The organism is Bacillus capparidis (assembly GCF_017832095.1).
GTDB lineage: Bacteria > Bacillota > Bacilli > Bacillales > Bacillaceae > Bacillus > Bacillus gobiensis.
Genome location: NZ_JAFDST010000011.1, coordinates 1 through 25,812 on the forward strand (window position 1 = coordinate 1; position 25,812 = coordinate 25,812).

The window sequence follows — 25,812 nt, forward strand, 5'->3', positions numbered from 1 at the left end:
GCGCCGATGGTAGTTGGGGGATTCCCCCTGTGAGAGTAGGACGCCGCCAAGCACATGATAGAAAAAGGATCAGCTTATCCAAGCTGGTCTTTTTTCTATGCAAATAAATAATAGGAAGAGACATCCCGAACAAAGTTACAATCTTTGCTTTATTTGCGTAAGATAGTCAGCAATATGTATTGGAACTTTTTTTTCAGCAATCTCTAAAAACTGTTGAATGATTACATAATCATCACTTCCATTTTGAAGAATCAACTCGTACCACCATTCTGTTTCATACCTGGCAATCATACTGAGGTTGTATAATAGCAGGTAATGTGATATCAGCTCGGGTAGATTAAGAAAGCGATCGCGTTCAGCAGGAAGAAACTGCTGATTCGTTTCAAAATTGTACAGCAGTGTTTTTGAAGTGGAAGTACAGGTTTCCTTTTCCCTTAATACAAAATAAAGATAGCTCTCAGTCTTATCGATAAACTTCCATCCTAAATGGTGAGCAATATACTCTGCCAACCGATCCACCGACATACAATAGTCTTGAGCAAGTTTAATGGGTACAGCGTATTTTTCTTCTGTTTTTATAATTTCTGCAAGTGAAAAATTGTTTTTTCTTTGGAATGATAACACCTCGTTTAATTCAGGGATTCTCGTTAGCAGCTGTTTCATTTGAAATCTCTCATCTTCCAATGAACGGTCTAATCCGAACAGTTTGCGGCAGACGTGCATACACAAACCGTTTTTTTGTATTTTCACTTCGTCTTCATAAAACCTGTAATTTTGTTTTTTCCGCTTTCTCGTGGTGACACCATGTGCCAACACAGAAGTGTGACTAGGATATAAGTAATCAACCGTCAATAAACAAGCCTTTAACAGCTGAGCCGTCCCATAAAACAAAAGAATGGGTTTTATCTCTATACTGGATGCAGCAGCTTGAGTGAAGAAAGCTTCGGCGTGCTTTAAATAAAAAATAAACCGATCTCCATTTTTATAGGAGTATTCTCTGCTTTTCTCTACCTGCTGCTCTTTATAAATAATTTCAAGAAAATATTGGGTGGTTTCGGCGGAGTAAAACAATTGCAAGTTGCTCCAACCCGTGATTTTCTTGGATTTCATACGCATTATCCTTTCCAACGGATATTTTCTAAAAATTACAACTGTTCATTGCTTTCTTGACAGCGATAGACCTAGTTGATAATCTACATATAATTATTTTGCCGAAAAGAGGAGGATTTACTAATGTGGGAAAGTAAATTTTCGAAAGAAGGTCTTACATTTGATGATGTTTTGCTCATGCCTGCTAAGTCAGAGGTTCTCCCGAGAGATGTTGACCTGAAGGTAGAGCTTACACCAAACATTAAGCTTAATATTCCTGTCATCAGCGCCGGAATGGATACAGTTACTGAAGCGGAAATGGCAATTGCCATTGCAAGACAAGGCGGCCTGGGAATCATTCACAAAAATATGTCGATTGAACAACAGGCTGAGCAAGTAGACAAGGTGAAGAGATCTGAACGCGGTGTAATTACGAATCCTTTCTTTTTAACTCCGGAACATCAAGTATTTGATGCCGAACACCTTATGGGAAAATACAGAATATCCGGTGTGCCGATTGTAAATAATGAAGATGAGCAAAAGCTGGTTGGAATTATTACAAATCGTGATTTACGCTTTATTCAGGACTACTCAATGAAAATTGATGAAGTCATGACGAAAGAAGACCTGGTCACAGCACCAGTTGGAACAACATTAAAAGAAGCTGAAAAGATTTTACAGCAATATAAAATTGAAAAGCTTCCCCTTTTAGACGATGACGGAATTTTAAAGGGACTTATTACAATAAAAGATATTGAAAAAGTGATTGAATTTCCTCATTCGGCAAAAGATGGTCATGGACGTTTATTGGTAGGTGCAGCTGTCGGTGTAACAGGAGATACAAATCTGCGTCTTAAAAAGCTTGTTGAAGCAAATGTAGACGTAATTGTCGTGGATACAGCCCATGGTCATTCACAGGGCGTTTTAGATACGGTTAAGTCTATTCGTGAGGCTTATCCGGATTTGAGTATTGTGGCAGGTAACGTGGCTACTGCAGAGGCTACGAGAGATTTGATCTTAGCTGGCGCCAATGTAGTGAAGGTCGGCATCGGACCGGGCTCAATCTGTACGACACGGGTTGTTGCGGGAGTTGGTGTACCTCAAATTACCGCGATTTACGACTGCGCGACAGAAGCGAGAAAGCATGGCGTTTCAATCATTGCTGATGGCGGAATTAAATTCTCTGGAGATATCGCGAAAGCACTGGCGGCTGGAGGACACGCGGTTATGCTTGGAAGTTTGCTGGCCGGTACATCAGAAAGCCCTGGGGAAACAGAGATTTTTCAAGGCAGACGTTTTAAAGTATACCGCGGTATGGGTTCAGTATCTGCAATGGAAAAAGGCAGTAAGGATCGCTATTTCCAAGAAGAAAACAAAAAATTTGTTCCAGAAGGAATCGAAGGCCGCACTCCATATAAAGGGCCGGTTGTCGATACGATTTACCAGCTGGTCGGCGGACTCCGCTCAGGAATGGGCTATTGCGGTTCGAAAAATTTACAGGCTTTACGGGAAGAAGCACAGTTTATTCGTATGACCGGTGCAGGCTTGCGTGAAAGCCATCCGCATGATGTACAGATTACAAAAGAATCACCGAACTATACAATTTCGTAACTAATTGTTACGAAAAAACAAACATTTGACAGGGTCACTGACTCTGTCTATTTTTTTTCTCACGAATGTGATAAAATTTTAATGTTGTCCGCAAAAATGTCCTTAACGGCTTAATGATAGATTTATATATTACATACGGAGGGAAATTATACGTGACCATCAAGAATCTTAAAGCAGGTATAGGGTTGCTGCTGATTGCTGTGATCGTTTTCACCAGCTTCATGCCGATATCTAAGGCGAATGCTGCAAGCGATCCGATTGACGTTAATGCAAAATCAGCTATTGTGATCGAACAATCAACGGGGAAAATACTTTACGGGAAAAATATTGAAGAGCGCTTACCAATTGCAAGTATGGCAAAAATAATGACCGAATACTTACTTCTTGAAGCGATCAAAGATAAAAAAGTATCATGGGATCAAAAATATACACCGGACGACTATGTGTATGAAATTTCTCAAGACAACAGTTTGTCGAATGTACCTATGAGAAGAGACGGCAGCTATACTGTCGAAGAACTGTATAAAGCAACTGCCATTTATTCAGCGAATGGAGCAGCGATTGGATTGGCTGAAGTGATTGCAGGATCAGAAGCCAAATTTGTTGAGCTGATGAATGCAAAGGCGAAGGAATTAGGATTATCGGAATACAAATTCGTTAATGCGACAGGTCTAGAAAACAAAGACCTGCACGGGAAGCATCCTGAAGGAACGAACGGAGACGAGGAAAACGAAGTATCTGCAAAGGATATGGCTATTCTTGCTAACCGTCTAGTCACTGATTATCCTGAAGTTTTGGAAACATCAAGCATTGCCAAAACAACATTCAGAGAAGGCACAGACGATAAAATGGACATGCCTAACTGGAACTTCATGCTCAAAGGCTTGGTGCAAGAGTACGAAGGTGTGGACGGATTAAAAACGGGATCGACTGATTCAGCAGGATCTTGTTTTACCGGAACAGCTGAAAGAAACGGTATGCGTGTGATTACTGTCGTTCTGAATGCACAAGGCGGCCCTTTACACACTGCTCGTTTTACCGAGACAAAAAAATTGCTGGACTATGCATTTAATCATTTTGAAATGAAAGAGCTCTATCCAAAAGGACAAGTGATAAAAGGACAAGAAAAAGCTCTTGTTGATCAAGGAAAAAAACATGAAGTGGCACTTGAGCTGAATGACAGTTTATCTTTCCCAGTGAAAAAAGGGGAAGAGAAAAACTATCAGCCGAAAGTAGAACTTCAAAAGGATAAATACACAAGTGACAATAAATTAACAGCTCCAGTCAAAAAAGGAGATGCGGTTGGAAAAGTGACCGCTGAATATACAGGTTCTGATAAAGATTACGGCTTCATTCAAGCCGGAAAAAATTCTGAGTTAGTGACAAAAGAAAACGTAGAAAAAGCGAATTGGTTCATCTTATCCATGCGCAGCATCGGCGGATTCTTTTCAGGCGTTTGGGGAAGCATAGTCGATACTGTAACCGGCTGGTTTTAACAATACTCTCTCTTCTTACCTCTTAATCAGAGGGAAAGATGAGAATTTTTTTAAAATAAGGAGAAAGAAAATTCTATTTCTTTCCCATAGGAATTTTTCACGATGTAGGATAAAATAATAGAATATAAAGGATCAAAAATGAACGAGATGACTAAAAACTTTGGCCCTTTGAAATAGGAGGAATTGAAATGGTACAAACAGGTACGAACCGTGTCAAACGCGGGATGGCGGAAATGCAAAAAGGCGGCGTTATTATGGACGTCGTGAATGCTGAACAGGCAAAAATTGCGGAGGAAGCCGGAGCAGTAGCAGTTATGGCGCTTGAGCGCGTTCCAGCAGATATCCGTGCGGCAGGCGGAGTAGCGCGTATGGCTGATCCGACAATCGTCGAAGAAGTTATGGGAGCTGTTTCCATTCCGGTCATGGCAAAAGCGCGTATCGGCCACATAACAGAAGCAAGGGTTCTTGAAGCACTTGGGGTCGATTACATCGATGAAAGTGAAGTTTTGACTCCGGCGGATGAAGAGTTTCATTTAAATAAAAATGAGTACACCGTTCCTTTTGTTTGCGGCTGCCGTGATTTAGGTGAAGCGACTCGCCGGATCGCTGAAGGAGCGTCTATGCTTCGTACGAAAGGCGAGCCGGGTACAGGAAACATTGTTGAAGCTGTGCGCCACATGAGAAAAGTGAACGCCCAAATCCGCAAGGTATCTTCCATGAGTGAAGATGAACTGATGACGGAAGCAAAAAATCTTGGAGCACCTTATGAGCTTTTATTGCAAATTAAAAGAGAAGGCAAGCTGCCGGTTGTAAACTTTGCAGCAGGCGGTGTTGCAACTCCGGCAGATGCAGCGTTAATGATGCAGCTTGGAGCAGACGGAGTATTTGTGGGTTCAGGTATTTTCAAATCGGACAACCCGGCTAAGTTTGCGAAAGCGATTGTCGAAGCAACGACTCATTTCACTGATTATAAGCTGATTGCTGAGCTTTCAAAGGATCTCGGCTCGGCAATGAAAGGAATTGAGATCTCAAACTTGCTTCCTGACGAGCGTATGCAAGAGCGCGGCTGGTAAGGAAGGGGTTTTCGTTCAATCATGATAACAGTAGGAGTACTAGGACTACAAGGAGCTGTACGTGAACATATTCGCGCAATTGAAGCTTCCGGAGCGAAAGGCAAAGTGATTAAAAGGGTTGAAGAGCTGGAAGACATTGACGGGCTCGTGATCCCCGGCGGTGAAAGCACGACGATGAGAAGGCTCATCGATACGTATCAATTCCTAGAGCCGTTAAAACAATTTTCGGAGCAAAAAAAACCGATGTTTGGCACATGCGCCGGACTCATTATTTTAGCGAAGGAAATCGTCGATAATAAAGAGCCGCACTTGTCAGTCATGGATGTAAAGGTAGAAAGAAATTCCTTCGGAAGGCAGAGAGACAGTTTTGAAGCCGATCTCTCCATTATTGGACTTGAGGAAGATTTTACGGGTGTCTTCATTCGTGCTCCTCACATTGTCGAAGTAGGAGAAAATGTCGAAGTTCTTTCAAAGCATAATGGGCGGATTGTAGCTGCGAAAGACGGACATCTCCTGGGATGCTCGTTTCATCCTGAGCTGACAGAGGATCCGCGGATGATGAAGCTTTTTATCGAAATGATTGAAGACTATAAAAAGCAGCCAGCTGAATAAAGTAGTTGAAACAAGGTCAAACTTGTAGTACATTATTATTACAATTTAAGATTGGTAAAAGCGTTGATAGGAATTAGTAAGCAGCCGCTCCTTCTAAAGAGAGCCGATGGTTGGTGAGAATCGGTGAAAGATGCTGCTGAATCCATCCTTGAGCGAAATGCTGAACCCATGAATTCAGTAGGCATTTTCGGATATATCCGTTATTTTGATGAAGTGGAAAACAGTATTGTTTTCAATCAGGGTGGCAACGCGAGAGCTCTCGTCCCTTACCAAGGGGGATCGAGAGCTCTTTTTTTGATCTAAAAATAGGAGTGAAGCAACATGTTGGATATGAAAGATTTACGGGCAAATTTTAACGAAATCAAAGAAAAGCTTTCTCATCGCGGCGAAGATCTCACCGACTTTGATAAATTCGGCGAGCTGGATGAAAAACGAAGAAGCTTGATTGTAAAGGTAGAAGAGCTGAAAGGAAAACGAAATGAAGCGTCTCAGCAAATCGCGGTTTTGAAAAGGGAGAAAAAGGACGCAGACGCCATCATTCAAGAAATGCGTCAAATCGGTGATGAGATCAAGACTCTTGACGAGGAACTAAGAACGGTGGAGACCACGCTGGAAACGATCCTGCTGTCTATTCCGAATATCCCTCATGAATCTGTTCCTATAGGAGAGACAGAGGATGAAAATGTCGAAGCCCGCAAGTGGGGAGAAGTAAAAGAATTTTCTTATGAGCCGAAACCTCATTGGGATATCGCTGGCGAGCTCGGGATTGTTGATTTCGAACGTGCCGGAAAAGTAACGGGCAGCCGCTTTGTTTTTTATAAAGGGCTCGGCGCTCGCTTAGAAAGGGCATTATGGAACTTTATGCTCGATTTGCATGTCGATGAATACGGCTATACTGAGGTTCTGCCGCCGTATATGGTTAACCGCACGAGTATGACGGGAACCGGGCAGCTTCCTAAATTTGAAGAAGATGCATTCAAAATTAGGGAAGAAGATTATTTCTTAATCCCGACAGCAGAAGTGCCAGTTACAAATATGCATCGAGATGAAATTATGGATGGTGATGCTTTACCGCTCAATTACGCCGCATTCAGCGCCTGCTTCCGCTCTGAAGCCGGTTCTGCAGGCCGTGATACACGCGGTCTGATCAGGCAGCATCAGTTCAATAAAGTCGAGCTCGTCAAATTTGTGAAACCGGAAGATTCTTACGAAGAGCTCGAAAAATTAACGAACCAAGCGGAAAAGGTCCTTCAGCTGTTAGGACTTCCGTATCGCGTGATGAGCATGTGTACAGCTGACCTCGGCTTTACGGCAGCAAAAAAATACGACATCGAGGTTTGGATCCCAAGCCAAAACACATATCGTGAAATTTCTTCATGCAGTAACTTCGAGGCCTTCCAAGCACGCCGGGCGAACATCCGCTTCAGACGCGAAGCGAAAGGCAAGCCGGAGCATGTGCACACGTTAAACGGATCTGGCCTAGCGATCGGAAGAACAGTTGCCGCGATTCTTGAGAATTACCAGCAGGAGGATGGTAGTGTCATCATTCCAGAAGTGCTTCGTCCTTATTTCGGGAATCGGGAGAAGATTGAAGCGTAAGATCATGAAAGGCATGAGCTCGGTTGATTCGGCCTGAGCTCTTGCTTTTTTGTGTATCTTTATGCCCAGAAAGGAAGTTGTAACTAGTCAATAAGATAGAGGTGTGTATCTAAGAAAAGGATATATTCCTACTCATTTGCACTGGAATATCGGGTCAATATTACCATTTATCCTAAAGTTTTCAAAAAATTATTGAAATTTTTTGATAAAAAGCAATATAATGAACAATGTATTTATAGTTATATAAGGAGGGGGCATTTATTCATAAAATATTCTTTTAAAATAACCAATTAGTAAAAAAGTAACATTTTACAAAAATTTCAAATTTGTGGTTGTATTAGTTAACTTTTTTAAGTTAGTATATATTGTTAAATAAGCTATAGTATTCCAAACTGTGTCTTTAAACTATGGATTTTTATTGTTTGTGAGAATTTTTTTACTAGGTTCATAATCCTTGTTAATAGAACTCAGTAAAAGAATCCCTCTATCCTGCATTACTTCATGAGCATTGGATAACAGGTGAGGCATTTCTAAACACAGCAGTTGGATCTAGGAGAGCAAAAATATTTAAATGTCTTGGCAGAGGAAAAAGGTAAAAAAGCAGCATTTCTTACTAATTTTTTAGGGAACAAAAAACTAAATTTTAAGAAAGAAGGTAGGTTTGTATGTCGTTATCAGTACAAAGAAAAGCACTTAACTATGGACTCTTATTAACAGTAGGTTTCATATTGCTAGGAGCCTATGCCCTATTACTTGGTTTTCTCCCAGAAATGAACCTCGTAAAAGAATTTGATCTTTCTTATGTAGCAGCAGCTCAAGTTTTCGCCTGGCTAGACGTAATTTCATGGGGTGTTTCACTCGTTGCTCTTATTGGAGCACTTGGTACAGGAGGGGCTTCCCTAATTGCAGCAGCTGGAACTATGGGAGTAAAAAAATATTTAAAAGATATGGTAGAGGAAAAAGGTAAACAAGCAGCAATTTCTTACTAATTTTTTGGGGAATATCAAACTAAATTTCAAGAAAGAAGGTAGGTTTGTATGTCGTTACCAGTACAAAGAAAAGCACTTAACTATGGATTCTTATTAGCAGTAGGTTTAATTTTACTAGGAGCCTATGCGTTATTACTTGGTTTTCTCCCAGAAATGAACATTGTAAAAGAATTTAAACTTTCTTATGTAGCAGCATCTCAAATTTTTGTCTGGCTGGACGTAATTTCATGGGGTGTTTCATTGCTGGCGTTGATTGCCGCTCTTGGAACTGGCGGAAGCTCTCTAATCGCAGCAGCCGGATCTATGGGAGTTAAAAAGTATTTAAAAGATATGGCAGAGGAAAAAGGTAAAGATGCGGCAATAGCTTACTAATCCTTACCAATCTAAGTTGTTATGATAGGGCTGGATCTTATCCAGCCTTATTCTTTTGGAGGAAACAATTTATGAGCAATTTAAGCTTAATTTATTTAGACTTCAAACTAAGATTTTTTAATCAATACTCAAATATTATTGAACGATATAAACTTAAAGAAAAAATCTCAACGAATAAATTAATTTTAATTAGCTGTTTTTTAAAAGTGTTTTTTGCTATACCTTTATATTTCCTCTTGATGAATTATATAAATAATATAAATTCTATTAACATTTTATATGTAGTATTTGCATTTATGGTTTTATCAGGGGTATATCAGGGGATCTCATCAATCAAATATACGGCCTTGGTGAAATCAAGAATATACTTGTATGCACCAATCTCATTAAGCAGTGTTTATAACTTGCATCTGATGTCATCTTTAACTTGGTCAATTTTTAATAAGTCAGGAACCACGGCATTATTTATCCTTCTAGCATGTACCAACTTGCACATTTTGGATGCTTTTCTTGTGATTTTAAATACAATGTTCCTTTATTTAATCCTATTCATAGCATCAAATAAATTTTTCTCATTATACCATATTAGTAAAGTGATAAAGCCTATAGGGTTTATCAGGTTTATTTTTTATTTATTTATTTTACTTATTTCACTAGCAGCAGGCTACCTGTTAGTAGCAGTTATGAAAGAGCCTTTTAAAATCATTAGAGAAGATATTGTGGGAATACGTATACTTAATGATGAAAAGTTTGCAGAGACCGTTTCATTACAGCTGTTTCATTCGATTGCTAAGCCTTTTCATTTTATCTTTAACCGTTTATTTCCAACCATTGATTATGTACTAGAAAATGTACTAAATTCAGCAGTTACACTGGGAGTATCAATCTTTCTATTATTTTTACTTAGTCTCTTAAAAATTAGTCCGTTAGCTAATAGATATGACTCTATAAACACCAATACAAAAGATATTATGTATTACCTATTAAAAGGATTTTCAATTTTAAACAAAAAAACCTTCAAAAGTTCCCTATTAGAAAATGAATTAACACTATTATCCAGGGAAAGATTTTTAGTGTCTCCGAAGTTTTTCTCAATGGTATTTATAACTTATGAATCGACATTTTTTATGGGAATGTTAACAGGGTTGTTGCTTTCCACTGAAAATAATATGCTGCAATATTTAATATATTTATGCTTTATCTTGTTGATCATGTTTAATCACAGCTTTGAGTTAAGAACGGAGTTCCCGCATATTTTTCTGTTGGGAGCATTTAAAAACAAGCTGGATTTATTTAGATATTCCGGATTGGGAATTAAGCCTCTCTTTCAAAGTAAAGTGAATCTGATGAGTATCTTGATGACTATACCAACATTATTACTAATGCTTATTACATTAATACTTAGCTTTAGAGACTTTAAATATTTAGCTGCAATTATTGTAATCATACTAACATATAAATTAGTTCCACTTGTTCAAATGTGGGCTGCCTCATATTTAATAAAAACTGAATATGTAGATGATTTAGAAGTTGGAAAAACAGAAGAAGAAGGAATTATTGATAAGATCCAAGCTTTACCGAGAAAGGTTTTAGTATTGCCTGTCCTGTTCTTTTTATATTCTTTGCTGTTTATATCATGGAATAAGATAGTGATTACCTATTTTCTGTACATATATTTTATTTATTATCTGATCGGAGGAAGCATATTCATCATTTTCGCTCGAAAATATGCAGATAACAATTTGGTAAAGTTTGATTCCAATTGGTTAAGGATGTGAAGCTTATGATTCAGAAAGAGCGATATTTCCCTTGGAGTAAACTTATCGTTATACTTCTTGTGATATTTTTAGCCGGATCGATCTACGGTGTTATCTCTTTAAATTTTGAAGTTTCAAATTATACTCATATGAATTTAAGTTCCTCTGCTATTTTCAACAACAATATACTGGTAATCATCAGTCTGTTAGTTATAGGTACTTTGACGAGCGGATTTTATACCATTTTTGTATTGTTTGTGAACGGGATGATAGTAGGAAAAACTTTGTTTTCAGTATATTTGACTTCTGGTTTTTTACCGATATTAACTGGATTTTTGCCTCATGCAATACCAGAATTATTATCCATATTTATCAGCAGCTCTATTTCAGTTATTCCTTTTTATCTATTTGCAATAAATAAAAAAGAACTGCATTTGTCAAAAATATATAAAGAGATTTTCGTTATGTTAATTCTATCATTTGCTTTATGTGGACTTGGTGCATTGGTGGAAGGGATAGTGAGTACACATTAAGAAGGGAAGTTTTTAGATGGAAAACAATTTGGCAATGTCGAAGTTTGCAACACTTCTAAAGATAAAGAAGAATTTTCTGATCCTAAATATAAGTATGCTCTTCCTTATGAATATTCTATTGACTACGATATTATATCGCTTGATGGAATATCAAGAAATCAAAGAATGGTTTGTTGGCTTCGTATTATTAACCTTGATAATTACCCCGTTTATATTAATTATATCCTTTATATTTTCACTTTTTTGGGCATTAATTGGGCTAATTACAAAACCAGATTTACAACTTAAAAAAGTGTACGTTGTCATTTTAAGTTGTACGACTTTATATTTGACAACCCAAGGATTTGTTTTCCTTACGATTCTAAATTTTAGTGATTTATTGCCGGCAGCAACATTTACTGTGCTATCATTATTATTAGTGATACTAGTTTTTTTAGCTATGTTTAGCGGCTTTACAAATATAATCGGTTTTAGCAAGAAGTTTTCTGTTATTACTCTTTCTAGTTTATTTGCAATCATTTTTATTATAAATATAATACAACTGATAGGAGGAAATCCAATTGGAAGTTGGCATTGAGCTGACAGATATAATAATTGGAGGGAAAAAAATCATCAATAAGACCTCTTTTAAAATTACAGGTGAAAATTCTTACTGTATCACTGGAGTAAATGGAGCGGGTAAAACAACGCTTTTAAAGCATATAGCAACAAGTCCAGAGGTTAAAATCACATTAAACAATCAACATGTTAAACCTTTGGATTTTCAAAAAACGATTTCCTTCATACCAAACGATCCTCCTTTATTTGAAGTACTAACAGGATATGAAAATATAGAGTATATAATGGCTCTTTGGAAAATTAAAGAAAAAGATTGCTATTTAAAAAGAGTTCATGATTATTGTAACTTGTTAGGTTTGACAAAAGAGAACTTAACGCAACAAATTCATACGTATTCATTAGGCATGAGATATAAACTATTCTTTATTGCTATGATAAGCAGAGACATTCAACTATTATTATTAGACGAACCTTTTACCGCGTTAGATAAAAATTCCCAAAATGAAATATATAAAATATTGAAGGAATTCACCAGTAAAGGTAATATCTTAATCTTTGTTAGCCATATCGAAGAATTTAAACAGAAACTAAGTAACTATGTGTTTGAAATTAAGGATAAACAACTAATTATATAATCTTTTATAAGGATGAGGATCATATGACGAAGTACCACATCATTGGATACTGTAGTTTTATACTAGCCTTGCTATTGCTACTATTTAATTTTTTTGATTCAACGATAGGAAAGATACTATTTGGTTTAAGTGTGGGGGCAGGAATTAAGTTTGTGACAGATGGGGTCTTATTTAAGAGTGGCCTTCTCAAAAAAAAAAATAAAAAATGAATAGACTGTGACGGTTTAATTGAGGCGATGTAAGTATTGTTGAAAGGGCGAGAGTAATGAAGCTTTATCAATATAAATGGCGCCCTGCTTATTTTACAAATCCTGCTGAAATACTTGATGAAAACAGCAATTGTATAGGAACAATAAAGAAACATTACTCGAATGTATTTATAAGATTGTTAGATGTCATTTTGGAAGGGAAATACTTTGTACAATATCAAATCCACCAGCAAAATGATCTGATTTTTGAAACCAAAGCAATCCTCAATCCATTTAAAAAAAGGCAATACAAAATTAATTATTATGGAAATGACAAACATATTGAATTTCTGTTAATTGATAAAAAAATGTTCGATATCGTCGAAGTGACATCTTTTGATTTCGATGGAGAAACGTTTCATTTAAAAAAAGCACCTTTCGAATGGGGGCAGCTCACCGTTAATGATGAATTAATTGCTGAGTGGCATATTCCATTAAAACCTCCTTTTACGTGCAAATTTAAATTATATAATTCTAGCTATGAAAATATGGTTCTTTTTCTAATCGGAATTTTTCATACATACCTGACTTTCAAATAAATACGCCCGCGATTTTTGTAAATATGACGGAAGTGTCCTTATTTTTGGGGATCGAGAGAAGAATGAAGCATGAGCGAAGTCTGAAATCAGTTCATGCTTTTTGTGTATGCAAGGGAAAAATTTTCACTTTCATCCGCTTCATTTTACTGTCTTTTTTCATTGAGATCCGAAAAGCTTATCAATATAATGGATTAGGTATATTTTGGTCATTAGGTTTATTTTCAAATTAATCTAATAATTGAATTCCTTTCAGGATTGCTGCCCGCAAAACTTGGATTAAAATATCGTTATCTATTTTCACTCGATAAGCTCGGAAATAGAATAGGTTCAAGAATAGTGAGCTTACTAACTCTCCTTCAGCGATTAATTTGTTTTTTTCATCTTTAATAAAAAATTGTTTTTCCGCCAGTGTAAATTGAACATTGTATTTTTCGGATTTATGTGTGATGACCAATTCTTTGAAAATCTGTTTTTTCTTATAAATAGGCTTTTTTCGAACACTTTCAAATCGTTTATCTTCGTTATTGAAAATCAAAATTTCTTGGGTAATGATTTTCTTAGAAATCTTATCAATAGCATAATACAAGGTTTTTTCATGTTGCATAAAATAATACATCGCTTTTAACAATGAAAGTTTTGTCTTTATGGTGGTTACGATATTTCCTTTATCATCGAATACAGAATGTTTAAAAATTCCTATAATCGGAGTCTTAATAAGCAATGATATAGTTGGAGTTTTTATCATAATGATCTCCTTTTACACCTTTTAGTCAATAATAAATGAGGTGTAATTTTGTCAACCTATCGATTCACTAATACAATTTTGAAAAAATCGAGGGGAAAAATAAATATTTACGATTCAAATGAAGAAGTGATTGGCAGCACCCAACGTTTTTTTCATAATAAATTGGAGTATATGGTCGATAACATTTTCGATGAAATGTTTGTTCATATCAAGGTATTTGATCATCAAGGCGTTCTCAAAGCTATTGCGAAAGAAGAAAACAGTTTTTTTAGAACAAAATGAACTTTCCGTTTGAAAACGTAAGCAAATTGCTTTCATTTCGCGACAAGGACCTACATATTCCTTCTTACGGCCAGTTTGTTAGTAATTATGCTGTTCTCATTTTGGAGGAACATGCTACTCATTAAATGCTAGTTTAATCAATTTATTAAAGGAACTAGGCTTTCATTGTTATCTCATCATGCTTGGAAATAAGCATATGGCAATTATTGTGAAGATGGGTAAAGAAAAGCTGTATGTGGATTGCGGTGGGGCTGCTCCTATTTTTAAGCCTGTTCGCTTTGAGAGTGACCATCAAAATAGTTCTCGCTTTGGTGAAGATTATGTAAATATTGTGCCGACAGTTCCGGAAGATAATAACTACCGATATGTTCGGTATATCAAGGGGAAACAAAGTGGAGAAGCGTGGGATTTTAACTCTGAACAAGAATATAAAATGAGTGACTTTGCTGATATCATTCAAAAATCGTATATTCTACAGTCTGCATTTATGTCAATTCTGCGGTGCCAACTATGGCAGATCGATCAAAATAGAAGTGTTTCCTTGGTCAATAATAGACTAAGTATTCATTATTCAGATGGACAAACTGTAAAAAAAACTTTATCGTCTATTCATGAGATAGAAGAAGTGATGGCAATTGATTTTTTCCTGCCAAAATTGCCGGTGGCAGAAGCGATTGAAGTATTGAAGAATTTAGGAGTGGATGTTTTTTCCGACAGAGTTTGAATCAATCTGTTAACGTCTATTGTTGAAAAAGGACCATTATATCATTATCTATTAAGAGGTGGTATTTTGATAAATACTTTGCACGAAAAATTTATTCAAACTGGATTTCCAAATAGAATCACATTAGAACAAATTTACGATATATTTAGAACTAAATACAAAGCTGAGGAAGTTAATATAAGTTGTTTTGAAGATTTGAAAAAAGATTCATTTGTTATATTTGATAATATAGTAAAGTGCTATAAGATTGATGATCCTGACATATTAGCAGCCATTTTTAGTGCAGAGGATCTAGCAGAGCATGAGGATTTCTACAAAAATATAAGTAAAGAAAATCCCGAACTATCAGATCCACTTGCTGAAGGAAAGAGACTCAATATCATATTAGAAAGTGAAGACGGTAAGTATATGAGTTCATTCACTTTGCAAGAAGGATGAATGCAACCTTTAAAATCGAAGATATGCGAACTATTTATTAGCCCTTAAGGATACAGGTTATATTTAAGTAATCATTAAAAGGCTTGTGATGTTTAAAATATCACAAGCCTTCTCTACAAAAGGTCATATAAACGATTTTTCCTTCATACTTCAAGGTTCTAATGAACAAAACAAATTTATCGTAACTCATAAAAATGTATTTTCCAAACGTAGTACTGCTACTCAGAAACAATTGAAATATAAGAGAATATAGGAATTAAATATTTTTACTGAAAGGACCTGTTTATTAATCAACGACAGCCTCTGCTTCAATCTCAACCATCAATCGCGGGTCGATAAGAGCCTTTACTTCTACCATGCTTGCTACAGGTTGGATGTTTTTAAAAAATTCACCGTGTGCTTTTCCTATTTCTTCCCACTTCGATATATCCGTTACATACATTCTTGTTCTTACGACATGGCTCATATTAGCTCCTAATTCGTTCAGTGCTTTTCCAATTGATTGGAGTATGAATTTCGTTTGTTCGTAAGGATTTCCTGTCCCAATCACTTCGCCGTCCCTCATCGCGGTTGTTCCAGCCACTTCAATACGATTCCCAATGCGAATAGCGCGGCAATAGCCAACAACCGGTTCCCAAGGAGAACCTGTAAAAAACCTGTTTTCTATTCAAGTTATGTTCCTCCCGATCAAATAAACCGAAGCAATATTTCGCGCACATTGCTCAGCGTAGGTTTTGCCGTTTGCAAGTGCCTCGGACAATGGTACTACTGCCGGTACGATCGAAAATACCGAGTCAATGCCTTCGTTATACACCAGCTCGTATCCTTTTCCTAATGAACCGGCTATAGCGATGACAGGGATTTGCTGCTGTTTTGCACGTTTTGCGACCCCAACTGGAGTTTTCCCGTGAATCGTTTGGTGGTCGATTTTGCCTTCGCCTGTAACGACGAGATCCGCTCCCTCAATTTGCTTGGAAAATTCGAGGGTGTCCAAAATAATGTCGACGCCGCTTTTTAATTCTGCACCTAAAAATCCGTAGAGGCCTGCCCCTAATCCTCCTGCAGCGCCTGCACCTTTTACTTTATCTACCTCTATGCCTAGATCCTCCTTTATTCGAAGGGCGTACTGAGCTAGATTTTGATCCAATCGCTCGACAAGCTCAGGAGTGGCTCCCTTTTGCGGACCGAACACAGCGGAGGCTCCCCTTGGACCGGTAAGCGGGTTATCTACATCACAGGCGACCTCGATGGAAACGTTTTTTAGCGCTGAGTGAAGACCAGATGGATCAATGACCGCCAACTCAGCAAGAGCTCCTCCGCCATCGCCTAATTCGTTTCCTTCCTTATTTAGAAATTTAACGCCTAACGCTTTGGCCATTCCTGCACCGCCGTCGTTCGTTGCACTTCCCCCGATGCCGATGACAATCTTTTTGATTCCTCGTTCAATGGCGTCTCGAATAAGCTCTCCTGTTCCTCTTGTCGTTGTAACCAGTGGATTTCGTTTAGCTTCAGGCACGAGATGCAGCCCGGATGCTTCCGCCATCTCGATAACCGCTGTATTCTGATCACCAAGGATTCCGTATGTCGCTTCAACGGGCACACTTAAAGGACCGGTTACCGTCTTCGTAACCAGCGTTCCGCCAGTCGCATCCACCAATGCCTGTACTGTTCCTTCACCGCCGTCTGCCACCGGGATTTTCACACAGTCGGCATTAGGCAGTACACGTTTGAATCCTTTTTCAAGGCTTTCTGCAACTTCAAGAGAAGTCATGCTTTCTTTAAATGAGTCAGGCGCGAGAATAATTTTCATTCCATAGGCTCCTTTCAAAAATAGCTCTCGTGAGGCAGGCGACATCATATAGTGTGAGGCTGAAGACACCTTTTGGGTATCGCATTGAATATCGTTTTGTGACAAGTTCAGCTCCATTGCTTTGCTATCCTAATTATAAAAGAATATTTTGGCGAAGGGGCACGATTTATAGGAGAAAGAAAATGATTTGCAAAAAGTGTTGACTTCTAATTTTAGAATGTGTTATATTGATTCTTGTCGATACGGAGGAATACCCAAGTCTGGCTGAAGGGATCGGTCTTGAAAACCGACAGGGGTGTCAAAGCCCGCGGGGGTTCGAATCCCTCTTCCTCCGCCATATTGTTTTAAATCACAACACGCATATAAATTGGAGAAACCGCATGCCTTTGGCACAGCGGTTTTTTTTGTGTATCAGAATTTATATTTTATGGGGTTCTGAAGGACAAAAGGAGTCAAAGAGCCAGGGAAAAGTCCATCATAAGGGTTCTGAAGGACAAAAAGACGTAAGAGAGCCAGGGAAAAGTCCTTCATCGGAGTTTTGAAGGACAAAAAGGAATCAAAGAGCCAGAGAAAAGTCCTTCACAAGGGTTCTGAAGGACAAAAAGGCGTAAAAGATTCAGAGAAAAGTCCTTCATCCGGGTCATGAAGGACAAAAAGTCGTAAGAGATTCAGAGAAAAGTCCTTCATCCGGGTCATGAAGGACAAAAAAGCGTCAAAGACCCAGAGAAAAGTCCTTCACATCGGTTCAGAATGCCAAGACGTTGAAGTAAATCTTTCATTGACGGCAACTTTATTTATATTAAAAAAACGCCTTTTCCTAAAAAAAAGGCGTCCATCAAATAGCATTAATTTCTCGTTTCTTCTATAATTTTGCCGATTCTTTCAATCACAAGGTCCAAGGAGCTCTCATCCTCAAGCAGGTCATATTCATCAATATTCAGCCTCAGAACCGGACATGCGTTAAATCCGCTGATCCAGTTTTCATAACGTGTATGCATTTCCTGCCAATATGAGATGTCTGTTTGCAGCTCCATGTCTCTCCCGCGTTCTTCGATTCGTTTTAAAATGGAATTCAGGTCACCTTCTAAATAAATCATCACATCGGGATGCGGGAAATACGGAGTCATGACCATGGCTTCAAACAAGCTCGTATAGGTTTTAAAATCAACCTTTGACATTGTTCCTTTATCGGCATGCATCTTCGCGAAGATCCCTGTATCTTCATAAATGGAGCGATCTTGGACAAAGCCGCCGCCTGATTCAAAGATGTTCTTTTGTTCCTTGAACCTTTCTGCGAGAAAGTAAATTTGCAAATGGAAGCTCCATCGTTCAAAATCATGATAAAATTTCTCGAGATAGGGATTATGATCGACTTTTTCTAATGATGTTTTGAAATTAAGCTTTTTTGCCAGAGCCTGAGTCAGAGTGGATTTTCCAACACCGACAGTTCCGGCTATTGTGATAATGGCGTTCTTTGGAATGGTTAAGCTTTTTTGTTCGATCATAAGTGGACGATCTCCTTTACTTGTTTGACAATCCGTTCATAGGCATCTTTTGATTGAACGAAATCTTCCTTATCTCCGTCTATTGTAATGATATTCAAAGAAGGATCGGCTTTGATTAATTGATCCATTGCCGTTTCATACTTTTTTATTAATTGTGCTAAATACTCGCTGTCCATTTCCTGTTCAAATGAACGTCCGCGTTTTTTGATTCTCAATAATAAAGTAGGCAGGCTTGCTTTTATGTAAATGATTACCCCTGGCTTTGGGAGGTCTGCAGATAGGATTTTGAAAATTTGCCGGTACTTTTCAAGGTTCTTTTCGGATAATGTCAGGTCTGCGAAGATCAAATTTTTATAATTATGGTAATCGGCAATGACAGGCTTTTGCTGCATCATATAATGACGCTCTATATCCTCCAGCTGTTTATACCGATGGCATAAAAAAAACATTTCCAATTGGAAGCTCCACTCGTCAATGTTTTCGTAAAATTTCTCAAGGAATGGGTTTTCTTCAACGATTTCTTTCACCAGTTGAAAGTTCAAATCCTTAGAAAGCATGGCAGCAAGTGTCGTTTTGCCGGCTCCGATCGGACCTTCAACCGCGACAAAAGGGGTTTGTTTCATAGTAGGTCTCCTTAAAATGCTTCGATAAAATCAACTTCACATATTGTATCATATCCCCGACTTTTAACCTATGAAAAAACGCTTCGCTAACTAGGAAACGTTTTTTTCTCGACTTGAAATTGATCGGATATTAAAAGCCAGTTTTGCGGGAAGGAAAGCCCGAGCTTCCAGTAGCTGATTCCTCTGAGATTCAGTGATTTAATCAAATCAAACTTCGCTTGAATGGAACGGGCATCCTCGAACCAGACTTCATGCTTTTTGCCGTTATCATCAGTATAAGTATAAAAAGGGGCTTGTGCCGTGTCATCATATTGAATGGGAACATCGTTTTCACTGGCGCGAAGAATGGCCTGCTGTGGGCTTACGGCTTTTGCGAAAGGTCCTCCTGGGACATAGGGCAAGGTCCAGTCATAGCCGTACAGATTTTGGCCGAGCATAATTTTAGAGGACGGCATCTCGGTCAGCGCGTAATCGACGACCTTACGCACCTGATTTATCGGTGAAACGGCTTGCGCAGGACCTCCGCTGTAGCCCCATTCGTAGGTCATCAGAACGACAAAGTCGACAATCTCCCCATGTGCTTTGTAGTCATGGGCTTCATACCACTTTCCTTTTTGGCCGGCGCTCGTTTTTGGCGCCAGGGCTGATGAGATAAACCAGCCTTCTCGTTTAAACCGGGTTCTCGCTTCTCGTAAGAAACGATTATAGGCTTCTTTGTCCTGAGGCCGTAAGTATTCAAAATCAAAGTGAATGTCGCGAAAGCCGTATTTTTTTGCCGTCGCTACGATGTTGTCGAGAAATTTTCTTTTTATAGCTGTGTCGGTAAGCAAAATCCGTCCGAGCTCGTCGCTGAATCCGTCATTCTCTAAATTAGTGACAATCATCATAAAAGTGACATTTCGCCTGTCCGCAATTTGCTTAAGGTTGTTGAGCGGAGGCTCTTTCAGGGTACCGTCCCTCTTCGCTTGAAAGCTGAATGCCCCTAAATATGTGAGATAGGGGGAAGCCTCTCTTGCTGCTTGTTGAAGATTTTGGCTGACACTCGTTCCTCTTGGCTCAAGGTAGGCATTTACTTCAGCCTTCCTTTTTGGACGGGCAGGAATATACAGCAGAAAATTGATAGGCAGAATCGCGTGCAATTGAATGCGATTAATTTGGGCAAGCTCAGCAGCGGATATATTGAACCTGCGGCCGATTGTTGTTAACGAATCCCCGCGCTGCACTTCATAAAACTGCCCGGCAATCGGAATAACAATGGTTTGTCCGACAACAAGCTTATCCGGATTTGGAACTTCATTTGTTTGGATGATGGCTTCCGGTGTTGTCCTATATCTCAAAGCAATTTGTTCGATCGTATCGCCTTGTTTCACTACGTATATTTGAATGAGAAGCGCCTCCCTTCCTAGTCTGTATCATGTGTATGAACGGAGGCTGGGTTTCATGCTAGGAGTCCCCTGCGAGATCTTTTGACGACGTAATTTTGGCCAAAAGCACATTTTCCATAACGGTCAGCGTATACTCATTGTCTTTGTCATTATTTGACACCATGCAATCCCGGGGAATGATCAGCTTATACTCTCTCATATAGGCGTCGTTCGCTGTAAACAAAACGCAAATATTTCCGGCAATCCCCGTTAAAATCAGTTTTTCTGCACCCAATTTATTTAAAAGGGTTTCTAAAGCGGTTCCATAAAAAGCGGAATGCTTCGGTTTGATCAAAAAATAATCGTCGCCATCTGGAGCAATCTGATCAATGATTTCCTGGCTTTTTTCGTTTTTGCAGGCAGACAAAATAGTGGAGAGGTCTGCTTGCCAAGTATCGTAATGATCGTTAATGTATATAATAGGCCATTTCATTTTACGGGCATGTTCTTTTACACGGAGCAGGTTGGGAACCATCTTTCTCGTTTTTTCAGAGAGCAATTCACCCATATCGAAATCAAAATCATTGATCATATCTATAATGATTAAAGCGGTATTAGATTGTGCCAACTTAGTACTCCTTTCACCCAATGTACTTTTATAATATCCTTTTAAGAGCAGGAAGAAACCTCAGAACGAAAGAGACGTGGATCGATTGACGAATGAATATTTTATGAAAGAAGCGATAAAGGAAGCAAGAAAAGCCGGGGAAAAAGGCGAAGTACCGATTGGGGCAGTGCTCGTTTTAAATGGTGAAATAATAGCACGCGCTCACAATTTAAGGGAAACTGAGCAGCGTTCGATGGCGCATGCGGAAATGCTTGTAATTGATGAGGCTTGCCAAACTCTCGGTACGTGGCGGTTGGAGGATACGGAATTGTACGTTACACTGGAGCCGTGCCCGATGTGCGCAGGAGCTATTGTTCTTTCGAGAGTAAGCAAAGTTGTGTTTGGCGCACATGACCCAAAAGGAGGGTGTGCGGGAACCTTAATGAATTTGCTCACAGATGAGCGGTTTAATCATCAGGCAGAGGTCGTAGGTGATGTGCTTGCCGATGAGTGCGGCAGATTGCTGAGTGATTTTTTTAAAGCTCTTCGGATGAAAAAGAAGTCTCAGGGAAATTGAAGATATTGACAAAGGACTTGCATTGCAATTTATCCTTAAAACCGATATACTGTTATATGCGTCCTTTTAACAGGCGCATGAAAAATTTGATATTTATTTTGCCGTGCTAAGCGGGGAGGTAGCGGTGCCCTGTACTCGCAATCCGCTCCAGCGGGGCCGAATTCCTTTTCGAGGTGCGTTTATTTCGAGGTCTGCCTTAAGTAAGTGGTGTTGACGCTTGGGTCCTGCGCAATGGGAATCCATGAACCATGTCAGGTCCGGAAGGAAGCAGCATTAAGTGGAAGCTCTCATGTGCCGCAGGGTTGCCTGGGCCGAGCTAACTGCTTAAGTAACGCTTGGGATAGCGTATCGACAAAAGGTGCACGGTAAATCAATCATCAAATTTTCAACCCATCTGCTTTTTAAAGAGGTGGGTTTTTTACTTTCTCTTAAACTCTAGATAGCTTTTGGCTTTAAAAGCATGTTCATGTATAATATAAACGACGAGAACACAAGGAGGGGCAAGCTTGTGAGTTACCAGGCTCTTTACCGGGTATTCAGGCCACAGATATTTGAAGATGTCGTCGGACAAGAACACATCACAAAAACGCTGCAAAATGCCCTTTTACAAAAGAAATTTTCTCATGCTTATTTGTTTTCCGGACCCAGAGGAACAGGGAAAACCAGTGCGGCGAAGATTTTCGCAAAAGCTGTAAACTGTGAACGAGCTCCGGTTGGCGAGCCTTGCAATGAATGCTCATCGTGTCTCGGAATTACAAATGGATCAATCCAAGATGTCATTGAAATTGATGCAGCCTCAAATAATGGGGTAGATGAAATTCGGGATATAAGAGACAAAGTAAAATTTGCACCCTCTAGCGTGACATACAAGGTCTATATCATCGATGAGGTTCATATGCTTTCTATTGGCGCTTTTAATGCCCTTTTGAAAACCTTGGAAGAGCCTCCTGAGCATTGCCTTTTTATACTTGCTACGACAGAACCTCATAAAATTCCTTTGACGATCATTTCAAGATGCCAGCGTTTTGATTTTAAGCGGATTACAACTGAAGCGATTTCTGTCAGAATGCAGAGAATCGTTCATGAAGAACAGCTGTCTGTTGAGGACGGAGCGTTGGAGATTATCGCCAGTGCGGCGGATGGCGGAATGAGAGACGCGTTAAGCCTTCTCGATCAGGCTATTTCGTACAGTAATGAGATGCTGACCGTAGATGACGCATTGTTGATTACAGGCTCTGTTTCCCAGACGCATATCGGGAACCTCACACGATTTTTATACGAACAAAATGTTTCAGAAGCGTTAAAAACGCTGAATGAATTGCTGCAGCAAGGGAAAGATCCGTCGAAGCTCGCTGAAGATATGATTTTTTATTTCAGGGATATGCTTTTATACCAATCGGCCCCCGACCTTGAAGGCGTCCTTGAAAAGGTTAAGGTCGATGAAGCATTCAATGAACTTTCTGAAAGGATTCCCTCCCGGCAGCTGTATGAAATGATCGAAGTGTTAAATAGCAGCCATCAGGAAATGAAATGGACGAATCATCCGCGTGTGTTTTTTGAAGTGGCTGTCGTGAAGATTTGCCAATCAGCTAGTCAAGAACCCGCGAACAATCAGGAATTGAAAACGTTAATCAATAAATTGACCCAGCTGGAAAATGAGCTGAAACGTCTGAAATCATCAGGAATTCCAGCATCTTCAGGAGATCAGCCGAAAAAAGAAGCCCCGAGGCAGCAAAGAAGTAAAAAAAATTCGTTTAAATCGCCTGTCGGGAGAATTCATGAAATTTTAAAAGAAGCAACAAGAAATGATTTGGAAAAGATTAAAAAGGTTTGGGGAGAGCTTCTTGCTGAGCTGAACAGGCAGAATAAGCGATCTCATGCGGCGCTTTTAAAAGATACTGAGCCGGCTGCTGCTTCTACTTCTGCTTTTGTCCTCAAATTCACTTACGAAATCCATTGTCAAATGGTTGCTGAAAACAGAAATCAGATTCGAACAGATTTGGAACAGATCCTTGAATCCTTACTGGGACACCAAATGGATTTGGTTGGCGTTCCAGACAGCCAATGGGGTAAAATAAGAGGAGACTTTCTGGCTGATCATCAGCAGGAAGATACGGATCAAGCACGGCCTGCAAACGAAGAAGATCCGCTTATCTCCGAAGCAAAAAAACTGGTAGGTCCGGATTTAATAGAGATTAAAGACTAAATTACGATGGAAGAGAGTGAATGTAAATGCGTGGTGGAATGGGAAATATGCAAAAAATGATGAAACAAATGCAAAAAATGCAAAAGGATATGCAAAAAGCACAGGAGGAACTTTCTGATAAGGTGCTTGAAGGAACAGCTGGCGGCGGCATGGTAACGGTAAAAGTGAACGGCCAGAAAGAAGTCGTAGATGTTTTAATAAAAGAAGAGGTCGTTGATCCGGAAGACGTAGAAATGCTGCAGGACCTTATTCTCGCAGCAACTAATGACGCATTGAAACAAATTGATGAGCTTACGAATGAGACGATGGGCCAATTCACTAAAGGGATGAATATGCCGGGCTTGTTCTAAGGGGGACAAATAAAGAATGCAGTATCCTGAACCAATATCAAAGCTGATTGATGGCTTTATGAAATTGCCAGGAATCGGACCGAAAACTGCGGTCCGTCTGGCTTTTTTTGTGCTAAGTATGAAGGAGGACGTAGTTTTAGATTTTGCGAAAGCGCTGGTTAATGCGAAGCGGAATTTATCTTACTGCTCCGTATGCGGCCATATTACGGACAAGGATCCTTGCTATATTTGCGAAGATACGAGAAAAGACCGCTCAATTGTCTGTGTTGTCCAAGATCCGAAAGACGTCATTGCCATGGAAAAGATGAAAGAGTACAACGGGTTATATCATGTGCTGCATGGGTCTATCTCCCCTATGGACGGTATCGGGCCTGAAGACATCAATATTCCCGATTTGCTAAAACGACTGCAAAACGAAGAAATTACTGAGGTCATTTTAGCGACAAACCCGAATATCGAGGGAGAAGCAACGGCAATGTATATCTCGAGGCTTTTAAAACCGACGGGAATTAAGGTTTCCCGCATCGCGCACGGTCTGCCGGTGGGAGGAGACCTGGAATATGCAGATGAGGTGACTCTTTCAAGAGCTTTGGAAGGCCGGCGTGAACTATAGAAGGAGGGTTGCTTCATGGGGTTTCTTCGAAAAAACAAACTGAGAAAAGAATTTGATGAGAAGCTCGTGGATCAGCTGCTTCGGCAAAAAGAGGAATGGAACAGACAGAAAAGGCTGGTAGAAAACAGTGTGGAGCCTTCTCCTGGTGTCCTATATGAATTGAAGCTGGCTGAAGCAAAGTATTTCTTCTATTTGAGAGAAGCAAAAAAACGGAAGCTTCGGCTAGGCGGCTGGAAATAATCATTGTGGTCTAATTTTCTTTTGTCTCTCATAAGCTTGTACTAATGAAGCGAAGGGAGCGAAAGTGAATGGAAGCTTTTCTTATCATTGGGTCTATTATAGGTCTAATTGTCCTGCTGTTATCTTCTAAAGGGTCATTTCAGCCGTTAAAATTCATTGGAGTGATCTCTATTAAGCTGGCTGTAGGGGCGTTGTTGTTGTTTTGTGTAAACATGCTCGGCTCAAGCATTGGAATCCATGTTCCGATTAATTTTGTTACAACAGGGATCAGCGGTCTTTTGGGTATACCTGGAATAGCCGCATTAGTGATCGTAGAGCAGTTTATATTGGGATAAGAGTAAACGCATATTTTAGATCAAAACTATTTTTTAATATTTTTTTAGAAAAGTTGTTGACGCATGTATAAAAATGATGTTACTATGTTCTAGTCGCTTCAAGAGCGAAGAAATAAAAAGTTCCTTGAAAACTAAACAAGACAAACGTACCTGTTAATTCTAAATGTTTTAAAAAAATCGCATAGGTGACTATGCGTAGTCAGTCAAACTTTTATTGGAGAGTTTGATCCTGGCTCAGGACGAACGCTGGCGGCGTGCCTAATACATGCAAGTCGAGCGGAC

Annotated in this window: 28 protein-coding genes, 1 tRNA gene, 1 rRNA gene, 1 other RNA gene, 1 pseudogene and 1 other annotated feature; of the genes and pseudogenes, 24 read left to right on the forward strand and 8 right to left on the reverse strand. The window is 39.2% G+C overall.

Annotated elements, in window-relative coordinates; genetic code table 11:
- Positions 1 to 135: 135 nt before the first annotated feature.
- Positions 136 to 1,110, reverse strand: a complete 975-nt coding sequence (locus JOC74_RS22980; RefSeq protein WP_053605048.1) for a YaaC family protein — start codon at positions 1,108 to 1,110, stop codon at positions 136 to 138.
- Positions 1,111 to 1,233: 123 nt separating this feature from the next.
- On the opposite strand from JOC74_RS22980, the gene guaB reads away from it, so the two are divergent.
- The 12 genes from guaB (at position 1,234) to JOC74_RS23040 (ending at position 13,111) form a co-directional block, all read left to right on the forward strand.
- A complete protein-coding gene (gene guaB / locus JOC74_RS22985) occupies positions 1,234 to 2,700 on the forward strand; it encodes an IMP dehydrogenase (RefSeq protein WP_053605049.1) in 1,467 nt (488 codons plus the stop codon).
- 152 nt (positions 2,701 to 2,852) lie between these two features.
- On the forward strand, positions 2,853 to 4,196 hold the full coding sequence (locus tag JOC74_RS22990; protein WP_376773434.1) for a D-alanyl-D-alanine carboxypeptidase family protein: 1,344 nt from the start codon (positions 2,853 to 2,855) through the stop codon (positions 4,194 to 4,196).
- 188 nt (positions 4,197 to 4,384) lie between these two features.
- Positions 4,385 to 5,269, forward strand: coding sequence for a pyridoxal 5'-phosphate synthase lyase subunit PdxS (pdxS, locus tag JOC74_RS22995; RefSeq protein WP_053605051.1), 885 nt, complete (start codon positions 4,385 to 4,387; stop codon positions 5,267 to 5,269).
- Positions 5,270 to 5,290: 21 nt separating this feature from the next.
- Positions 5,291 to 5,881, forward strand: coding sequence for a pyridoxal 5'-phosphate synthase glutaminase subunit PdxT (pdxT, locus tag JOC74_RS23000; RefSeq protein WP_053605052.1), 591 nt, complete (start codon positions 5,291 to 5,293; stop codon positions 5,879 to 5,881).
- A gap of 54 nt (positions 5,882 to 5,935) precedes the next feature.
- Positions 5,936 to 6,151 (forward strand) — a binding site (T-box leader).
- 51 nt (positions 6,152 to 6,202) lie between these two features.
- Positions 6,203 to 7,480: a serine--tRNA ligase gene (gene serS, locus JOC74_RS23005; protein WP_053605054.1), complete on the forward strand. Its 1,278-nt coding sequence runs from the start codon at positions 6,203 to 6,205 to the stop codon at positions 7,478 to 7,480.
- Between the two features lie 665 nt (positions 7,481 to 8,145).
- On the forward strand, positions 8,146 to 8,469 hold the full coding sequence (locus tag JOC74_RS23010) for an uberolysin/carnocyclin family circular bacteriocin (protein ID WP_053605055.1): 324 nt from the start codon (positions 8,146 to 8,148) through the stop codon (positions 8,467 to 8,469).
- A 48-nt stretch (positions 8,470 to 8,517) separates the two neighbouring features.
- The gene (locus JOC74_RS23015) at positions 8,518 to 8,841 is read left to right on the forward strand and encodes an uberolysin/carnocyclin family circular bacteriocin (RefSeq protein ID WP_053605056.1); all 324 of its coding nucleotides are present in this window, start codon (positions 8,518 to 8,520) and stop codon (positions 8,839 to 8,841) included.
- A gap of 71 nt (positions 8,842 to 8,912) precedes the next feature.
- The gene (locus JOC74_RS23020) at positions 8,913 to 10,619 is read left to right on the forward strand and encodes a hypothetical protein (RefSeq protein WP_053605057.1); all 1,707 of its coding nucleotides are present in this window, start codon (positions 8,913 to 8,915) and stop codon (positions 10,617 to 10,619) included.
- A 5-nt stretch (positions 10,620 to 10,624) separates the two neighbouring features.
- Positions 10,625 to 11,131, forward strand: a complete 507-nt coding sequence (locus tag JOC74_RS23025) for a stage II sporulation protein M (RefSeq protein ID WP_053605058.1) — start codon at positions 10,625 to 10,627, stop codon at positions 11,129 to 11,131.
- Between the two features lie 16 nt (positions 11,132 to 11,147).
- Positions 11,148 to 11,708: a hypothetical protein gene (locus JOC74_RS23030; protein ID WP_053605059.1), complete on the forward strand. Its 561-nt coding sequence runs from the start codon at positions 11,148 to 11,150 to the stop codon at positions 11,706 to 11,708.
- Positions 11,692 to 12,324, forward strand: a complete 633-nt coding sequence (locus tag JOC74_RS23035) for an ATP-binding cassette domain-containing protein (protein ID WP_211086333.1) — start codon at positions 11,692 to 11,694, stop codon at positions 12,322 to 12,324. The genes JOC74_RS23030 and JOC74_RS23035 overlap by 17 nt, the downstream gene beginning before the upstream one ends.
- 265 nt (positions 12,325 to 12,589) lie before the next feature.
- Positions 12,590 to 13,111 carry a tubby C-terminal domain-like protein gene (locus JOC74_RS23040; protein ID WP_053605062.1) on the forward strand — a complete coding sequence of 174 codons (522 nt, stop codon included), beginning with the start codon at positions 12,590 to 12,592 and terminating at the stop codon, positions 13,109 to 13,111.
- A gap of 226 nt (positions 13,112 to 13,337) precedes the next feature.
- Here JOC74_RS23040 and JOC74_RS23045 read toward each other — a convergent pair whose 3' ends face one another.
- Complete coding sequence (locus tag JOC74_RS23045) at positions 13,338 to 13,856, reverse strand: hypothetical protein (protein WP_053605063.1); 519 nt, start codon at positions 13,854 to 13,856, stop codon at positions 13,338 to 13,340.
- 48 nt (positions 13,857 to 13,904) lie between these two features.
- On the opposite strand from JOC74_RS23045, the gene JOC74_RS23050 reads away from it, so the two are divergent.
- The 3 genes and pseudogenes from JOC74_RS23050 (at position 13,905) to JOC74_RS23060 (ending at position 15,300) form a co-directional block, all read left to right on the forward strand.
- Positions 13,905 to 14,138 carry a tubby C-terminal domain-like protein gene (locus tag JOC74_RS23050; protein ID WP_053605064.1) on the forward strand — a complete coding sequence of 78 codons (234 nt, stop codon included), beginning with the start codon at positions 13,905 to 13,907 and terminating at the stop codon, positions 14,136 to 14,138.
- 115 nt (positions 14,139 to 14,253) lie between these two features.
- Positions 14,254 to 14,862, forward strand: a pseudogene (locus tag JOC74_RS23055) (arylamine N-acetyltransferase); the annotation flags it as partial.
- Between the two features lie 66 nt (positions 14,863 to 14,928).
- Entirely contained in the window at positions 14,929 to 15,300 is a 372-nt protein-coding gene (locus tag JOC74_RS23060) for a hypothetical protein (protein WP_053605066.1), read from the forward strand.
- A 286-nt stretch (positions 15,301 to 15,586) separates the two neighbouring features.
- Here the strand turns inward: JOC74_RS23060 and JOC74_RS23065 are convergent, their stop codons facing one another.
- Together JOC74_RS23065 and JOC74_RS23070 are read right to left on the reverse strand one after the other, a co-directional pair.
- Positions 15,587 to 15,883 carry a Rid family hydrolase gene (locus tag JOC74_RS23065; protein ID WP_376773435.1) on the reverse strand — a complete coding sequence of 99 codons (297 nt, stop codon included), beginning with the start codon at positions 15,881 to 15,883 and terminating at the stop codon, positions 15,587 to 15,589.
- 84 nt (positions 15,884 to 15,967) lie between these two features.
- Positions 15,968 to 17,110, reverse strand: coding sequence for a glycerate kinase (locus tag JOC74_RS23070; protein ID WP_053606168.1), 1,143 nt, complete (start codon positions 17,108 to 17,110; stop codon positions 15,968 to 15,970).
- Positions 17,111 to 17,354: 244 nt separating this feature from the next.
- Between JOC74_RS23070 and JOC74_RS23075 the strand changes: the two genes are divergently transcribed.
- Positions 17,355 to 17,447 (forward strand) — tRNA-Ser (locus JOC74_RS23075).
- A gap of 508 nt (positions 17,448 to 17,955) precedes the next feature.
- On the opposite strand, the gene dck is transcribed toward JOC74_RS23075, so the two are convergent.
- The 4 genes from dck to JOC74_RS23095 form a co-directional block, all read right to left on the reverse strand.
- The gene (gene dck / locus JOC74_RS23080) at positions 17,956 to 18,615 is read right to left on the reverse strand and encodes a deoxyadenosine/deoxycytidine kinase (protein WP_053605068.1); all 660 of its coding nucleotides are present in this window, start codon (positions 18,613 to 18,615) and stop codon (positions 17,956 to 17,958) included.
- Positions 18,612 to 19,238 (reverse strand): deoxynucleoside kinase, encoded by a 627-nt coding sequence (locus tag JOC74_RS23085; protein ID WP_053605069.1) that lies wholly within the window; start codon positions 19,236 to 19,238, stop codon positions 18,612 to 18,614. Before JOC74_RS23085 ends, dck begins: the two co-directional genes overlap by 4 nt.
- 86 nt (positions 19,239 to 19,324) lie before the next feature.
- Positions 19,325 to 20,608 carry a glycoside hydrolase family 18 protein gene (locus tag JOC74_RS23090; RefSeq protein ID WP_053605070.1) on the reverse strand — a complete coding sequence of 428 codons (1,284 nt, stop codon included), beginning with the start codon at positions 20,606 to 20,608 and terminating at the stop codon, positions 19,325 to 19,327.
- A 73-nt stretch (positions 20,609 to 20,681) separates the two neighbouring features.
- Positions 20,682 to 21,230 (reverse strand): cysteine hydrolase family protein, encoded by a 549-nt coding sequence (locus JOC74_RS23095; RefSeq protein ID WP_082364176.1) that lies wholly within the window; start codon positions 21,228 to 21,230, stop codon positions 20,682 to 20,684.
- Between the two features lie 85 nt (positions 21,231 to 21,315).
- Here JOC74_RS23095 and tadA point away from each other — a divergent pair, with 85 nt between their 5' ends.
- The 8 genes from tadA to JOC74_RS23135 form a co-directional block, all read left to right on the forward strand.
- On the forward strand, positions 21,316 to 21,786 hold the full coding sequence (gene tadA / locus JOC74_RS23100) for a tRNA adenosine(34) deaminase TadA (RefSeq protein WP_211086334.1): 471 nt from the start codon (positions 21,316 to 21,318) through the stop codon (positions 21,784 to 21,786).
- A 101-nt stretch (positions 21,787 to 21,887) separates the two neighbouring features.
- Positions 21,888 to 22,152, forward strand: an RNA gene (gene ffs / locus JOC74_RS23105) — signal recognition particle sRNA large type.
- Positions 22,153 to 22,294: 142 nt separating this feature from the next.
- Positions 22,295 to 23,992: a DNA polymerase III subunit gamma/tau gene (gene dnaX / locus JOC74_RS23110; RefSeq protein ID WP_053605071.1), complete on the forward strand. Its 1,698-nt coding sequence runs from the start codon at positions 22,295 to 22,297 to the stop codon at positions 23,990 to 23,992.
- Positions 23,993 to 24,018: 26 nt separating this feature from the next.
- Complete coding sequence (locus tag JOC74_RS23115; RefSeq protein ID WP_053605072.1) at positions 24,019 to 24,342, forward strand: YbaB/EbfC family nucleoid-associated protein; 324 nt, start codon at positions 24,019 to 24,021, stop codon at positions 24,340 to 24,342.
- Between the two features lie 16 nt (positions 24,343 to 24,358).
- Positions 24,359 to 24,955, forward strand: coding sequence for a recombination mediator RecR (recR, locus tag JOC74_RS23120; RefSeq protein WP_053605073.1), 597 nt, complete (start codon positions 24,359 to 24,361; stop codon positions 24,953 to 24,955).
- Positions 24,956 to 24,970: 15 nt separating this feature from the next.
- Positions 24,971 to 25,195: a YaaL family protein gene (locus JOC74_RS23125; RefSeq protein WP_053605074.1), complete on the forward strand. Its 225-nt coding sequence runs from the start codon at positions 24,971 to 24,973 to the stop codon at positions 25,193 to 25,195.
- 68 nt (positions 25,196 to 25,263) lie between these two features.
- Positions 25,264 to 25,530 carry a pro-sigmaK processing inhibitor BofA family protein gene (locus tag JOC74_RS23130; protein WP_053605075.1) on the forward strand — a complete coding sequence of 89 codons (267 nt, stop codon included), beginning with the start codon at positions 25,264 to 25,266 and terminating at the stop codon, positions 25,528 to 25,530.
- 211 nt (positions 25,531 to 25,741) lie between these two features.
- A 16S ribosomal RNA gene (locus tag JOC74_RS23135) occupies positions 25,742 to 25,812 on the forward strand; the annotation flags it as partial.

Excerpts from the sequence above, each read along its gene's own strand:
- JOC74_RS22980 (WP_053605048.1), bottom strand. The coding sequence starts at position 1,110 with ATGAAATCCAAGAAAATCACGGGTTGGAGCAACTTGCAATTGTTTTAC.
- guaB (WP_053605049.1), top strand. The coding sequence starts at position 1,234 with ATGTGGGAAAGTAAATTTTCGAAAGAAGGTCTTACATTTGATGATGTT.
- pdxS (WP_053605051.1), top strand. The coding sequence starts at position 4,385 with ATGGTACAAACAGGTACGAACCGTGTCAAACGCGGGATGGCGGAAATG.
- pdxT (WP_053605052.1), top strand. The coding sequence starts at position 5,291 with ATGATAACAGTAGGAGTACTAGGACTACAAGGAGCTGTACGTGAACAT.
- serS (WP_053605054.1), top strand. The coding sequence starts at position 6,203 with ATGTTGGATATGAAAGATTTACGGGCAAATTTTAACGAAATCAAAGAA.
- JOC74_RS23010 (WP_053605055.1), top strand. The coding sequence starts at position 8,146 with ATGTCGTTATCAGTACAAAGAAAAGCACTTAACTATGGACTCTTATTA.
- JOC74_RS23015 (WP_053605056.1), top strand. The coding sequence starts at position 8,518 with ATGTCGTTACCAGTACAAAGAAAAGCACTTAACTATGGATTCTTATTA.
- JOC74_RS23020 (WP_053605057.1), top strand. The coding sequence starts at position 8,913 with ATGAGCAATTTAAGCTTAATTTATTTAGACTTCAAACTAAGATTTTTT.
- JOC74_RS23025 (WP_053605058.1), top strand. The coding sequence starts at position 10,625 with ATGATTCAGAAAGAGCGATATTTCCCTTGGAGTAAACTTATCGTTATA.
- JOC74_RS23030 (WP_053605059.1), top strand. The coding sequence starts at position 11,148 with ATGGAAAACAATTTGGCAATGTCGAAGTTTGCAACACTTCTAAAGATA.
- JOC74_RS23040 (WP_053605062.1), top strand. The coding sequence starts at position 12,590 with ATGAAGCTTTATCAATATAAATGGCGCCCTGCTTATTTTACAAATCCT.
- JOC74_RS23045 (WP_053605063.1), bottom strand. The coding sequence starts at position 13,856 with ATGATAAAAACTCCAACTATATCATTGCTTATTAAGACTCCGATTATA.
- JOC74_RS23070 (WP_053606168.1), bottom strand. The coding sequence starts at position 17,110 with ATGAAAATTATTCTCGCGCCTGACTCATTTAAAGAAAGCATGACTTCT.
- dck (WP_053605068.1), bottom strand. The coding sequence starts at position 18,615 with ATGATCGAACAAAAAAGCTTAACCATTCCAAAGAACGCCATTATCACA.
- JOC74_RS23085 (WP_053605069.1), bottom strand. The coding sequence starts at position 19,238 with ATGAAACAAACCCCTTTTGTCGCGGTTGAAGGTCCGATCGGAGCCGGC.
- JOC74_RS23115 (WP_053605072.1), top strand. The coding sequence starts at position 24,019 with ATGCGTGGTGGAATGGGAAATATGCAAAAAATGATGAAACAAATGCAA.
- recR (WP_053605073.1), top strand. The coding sequence starts at position 24,359 with ATGCAGTATCCTGAACCAATATCAAAGCTGATTGATGGCTTTATGAAA.
- JOC74_RS23125 (WP_053605074.1), top strand. The coding sequence starts at position 24,971 with ATGGGGTTTCTTCGAAAAAACAAACTGAGAAAAGAATTTGATGAGAAG.
- JOC74_RS23130 (WP_053605075.1), top strand. The coding sequence starts at position 25,264 with ATGGAAGCTTTTCTTATCATTGGGTCTATTATAGGTCTAATTGTCCTG.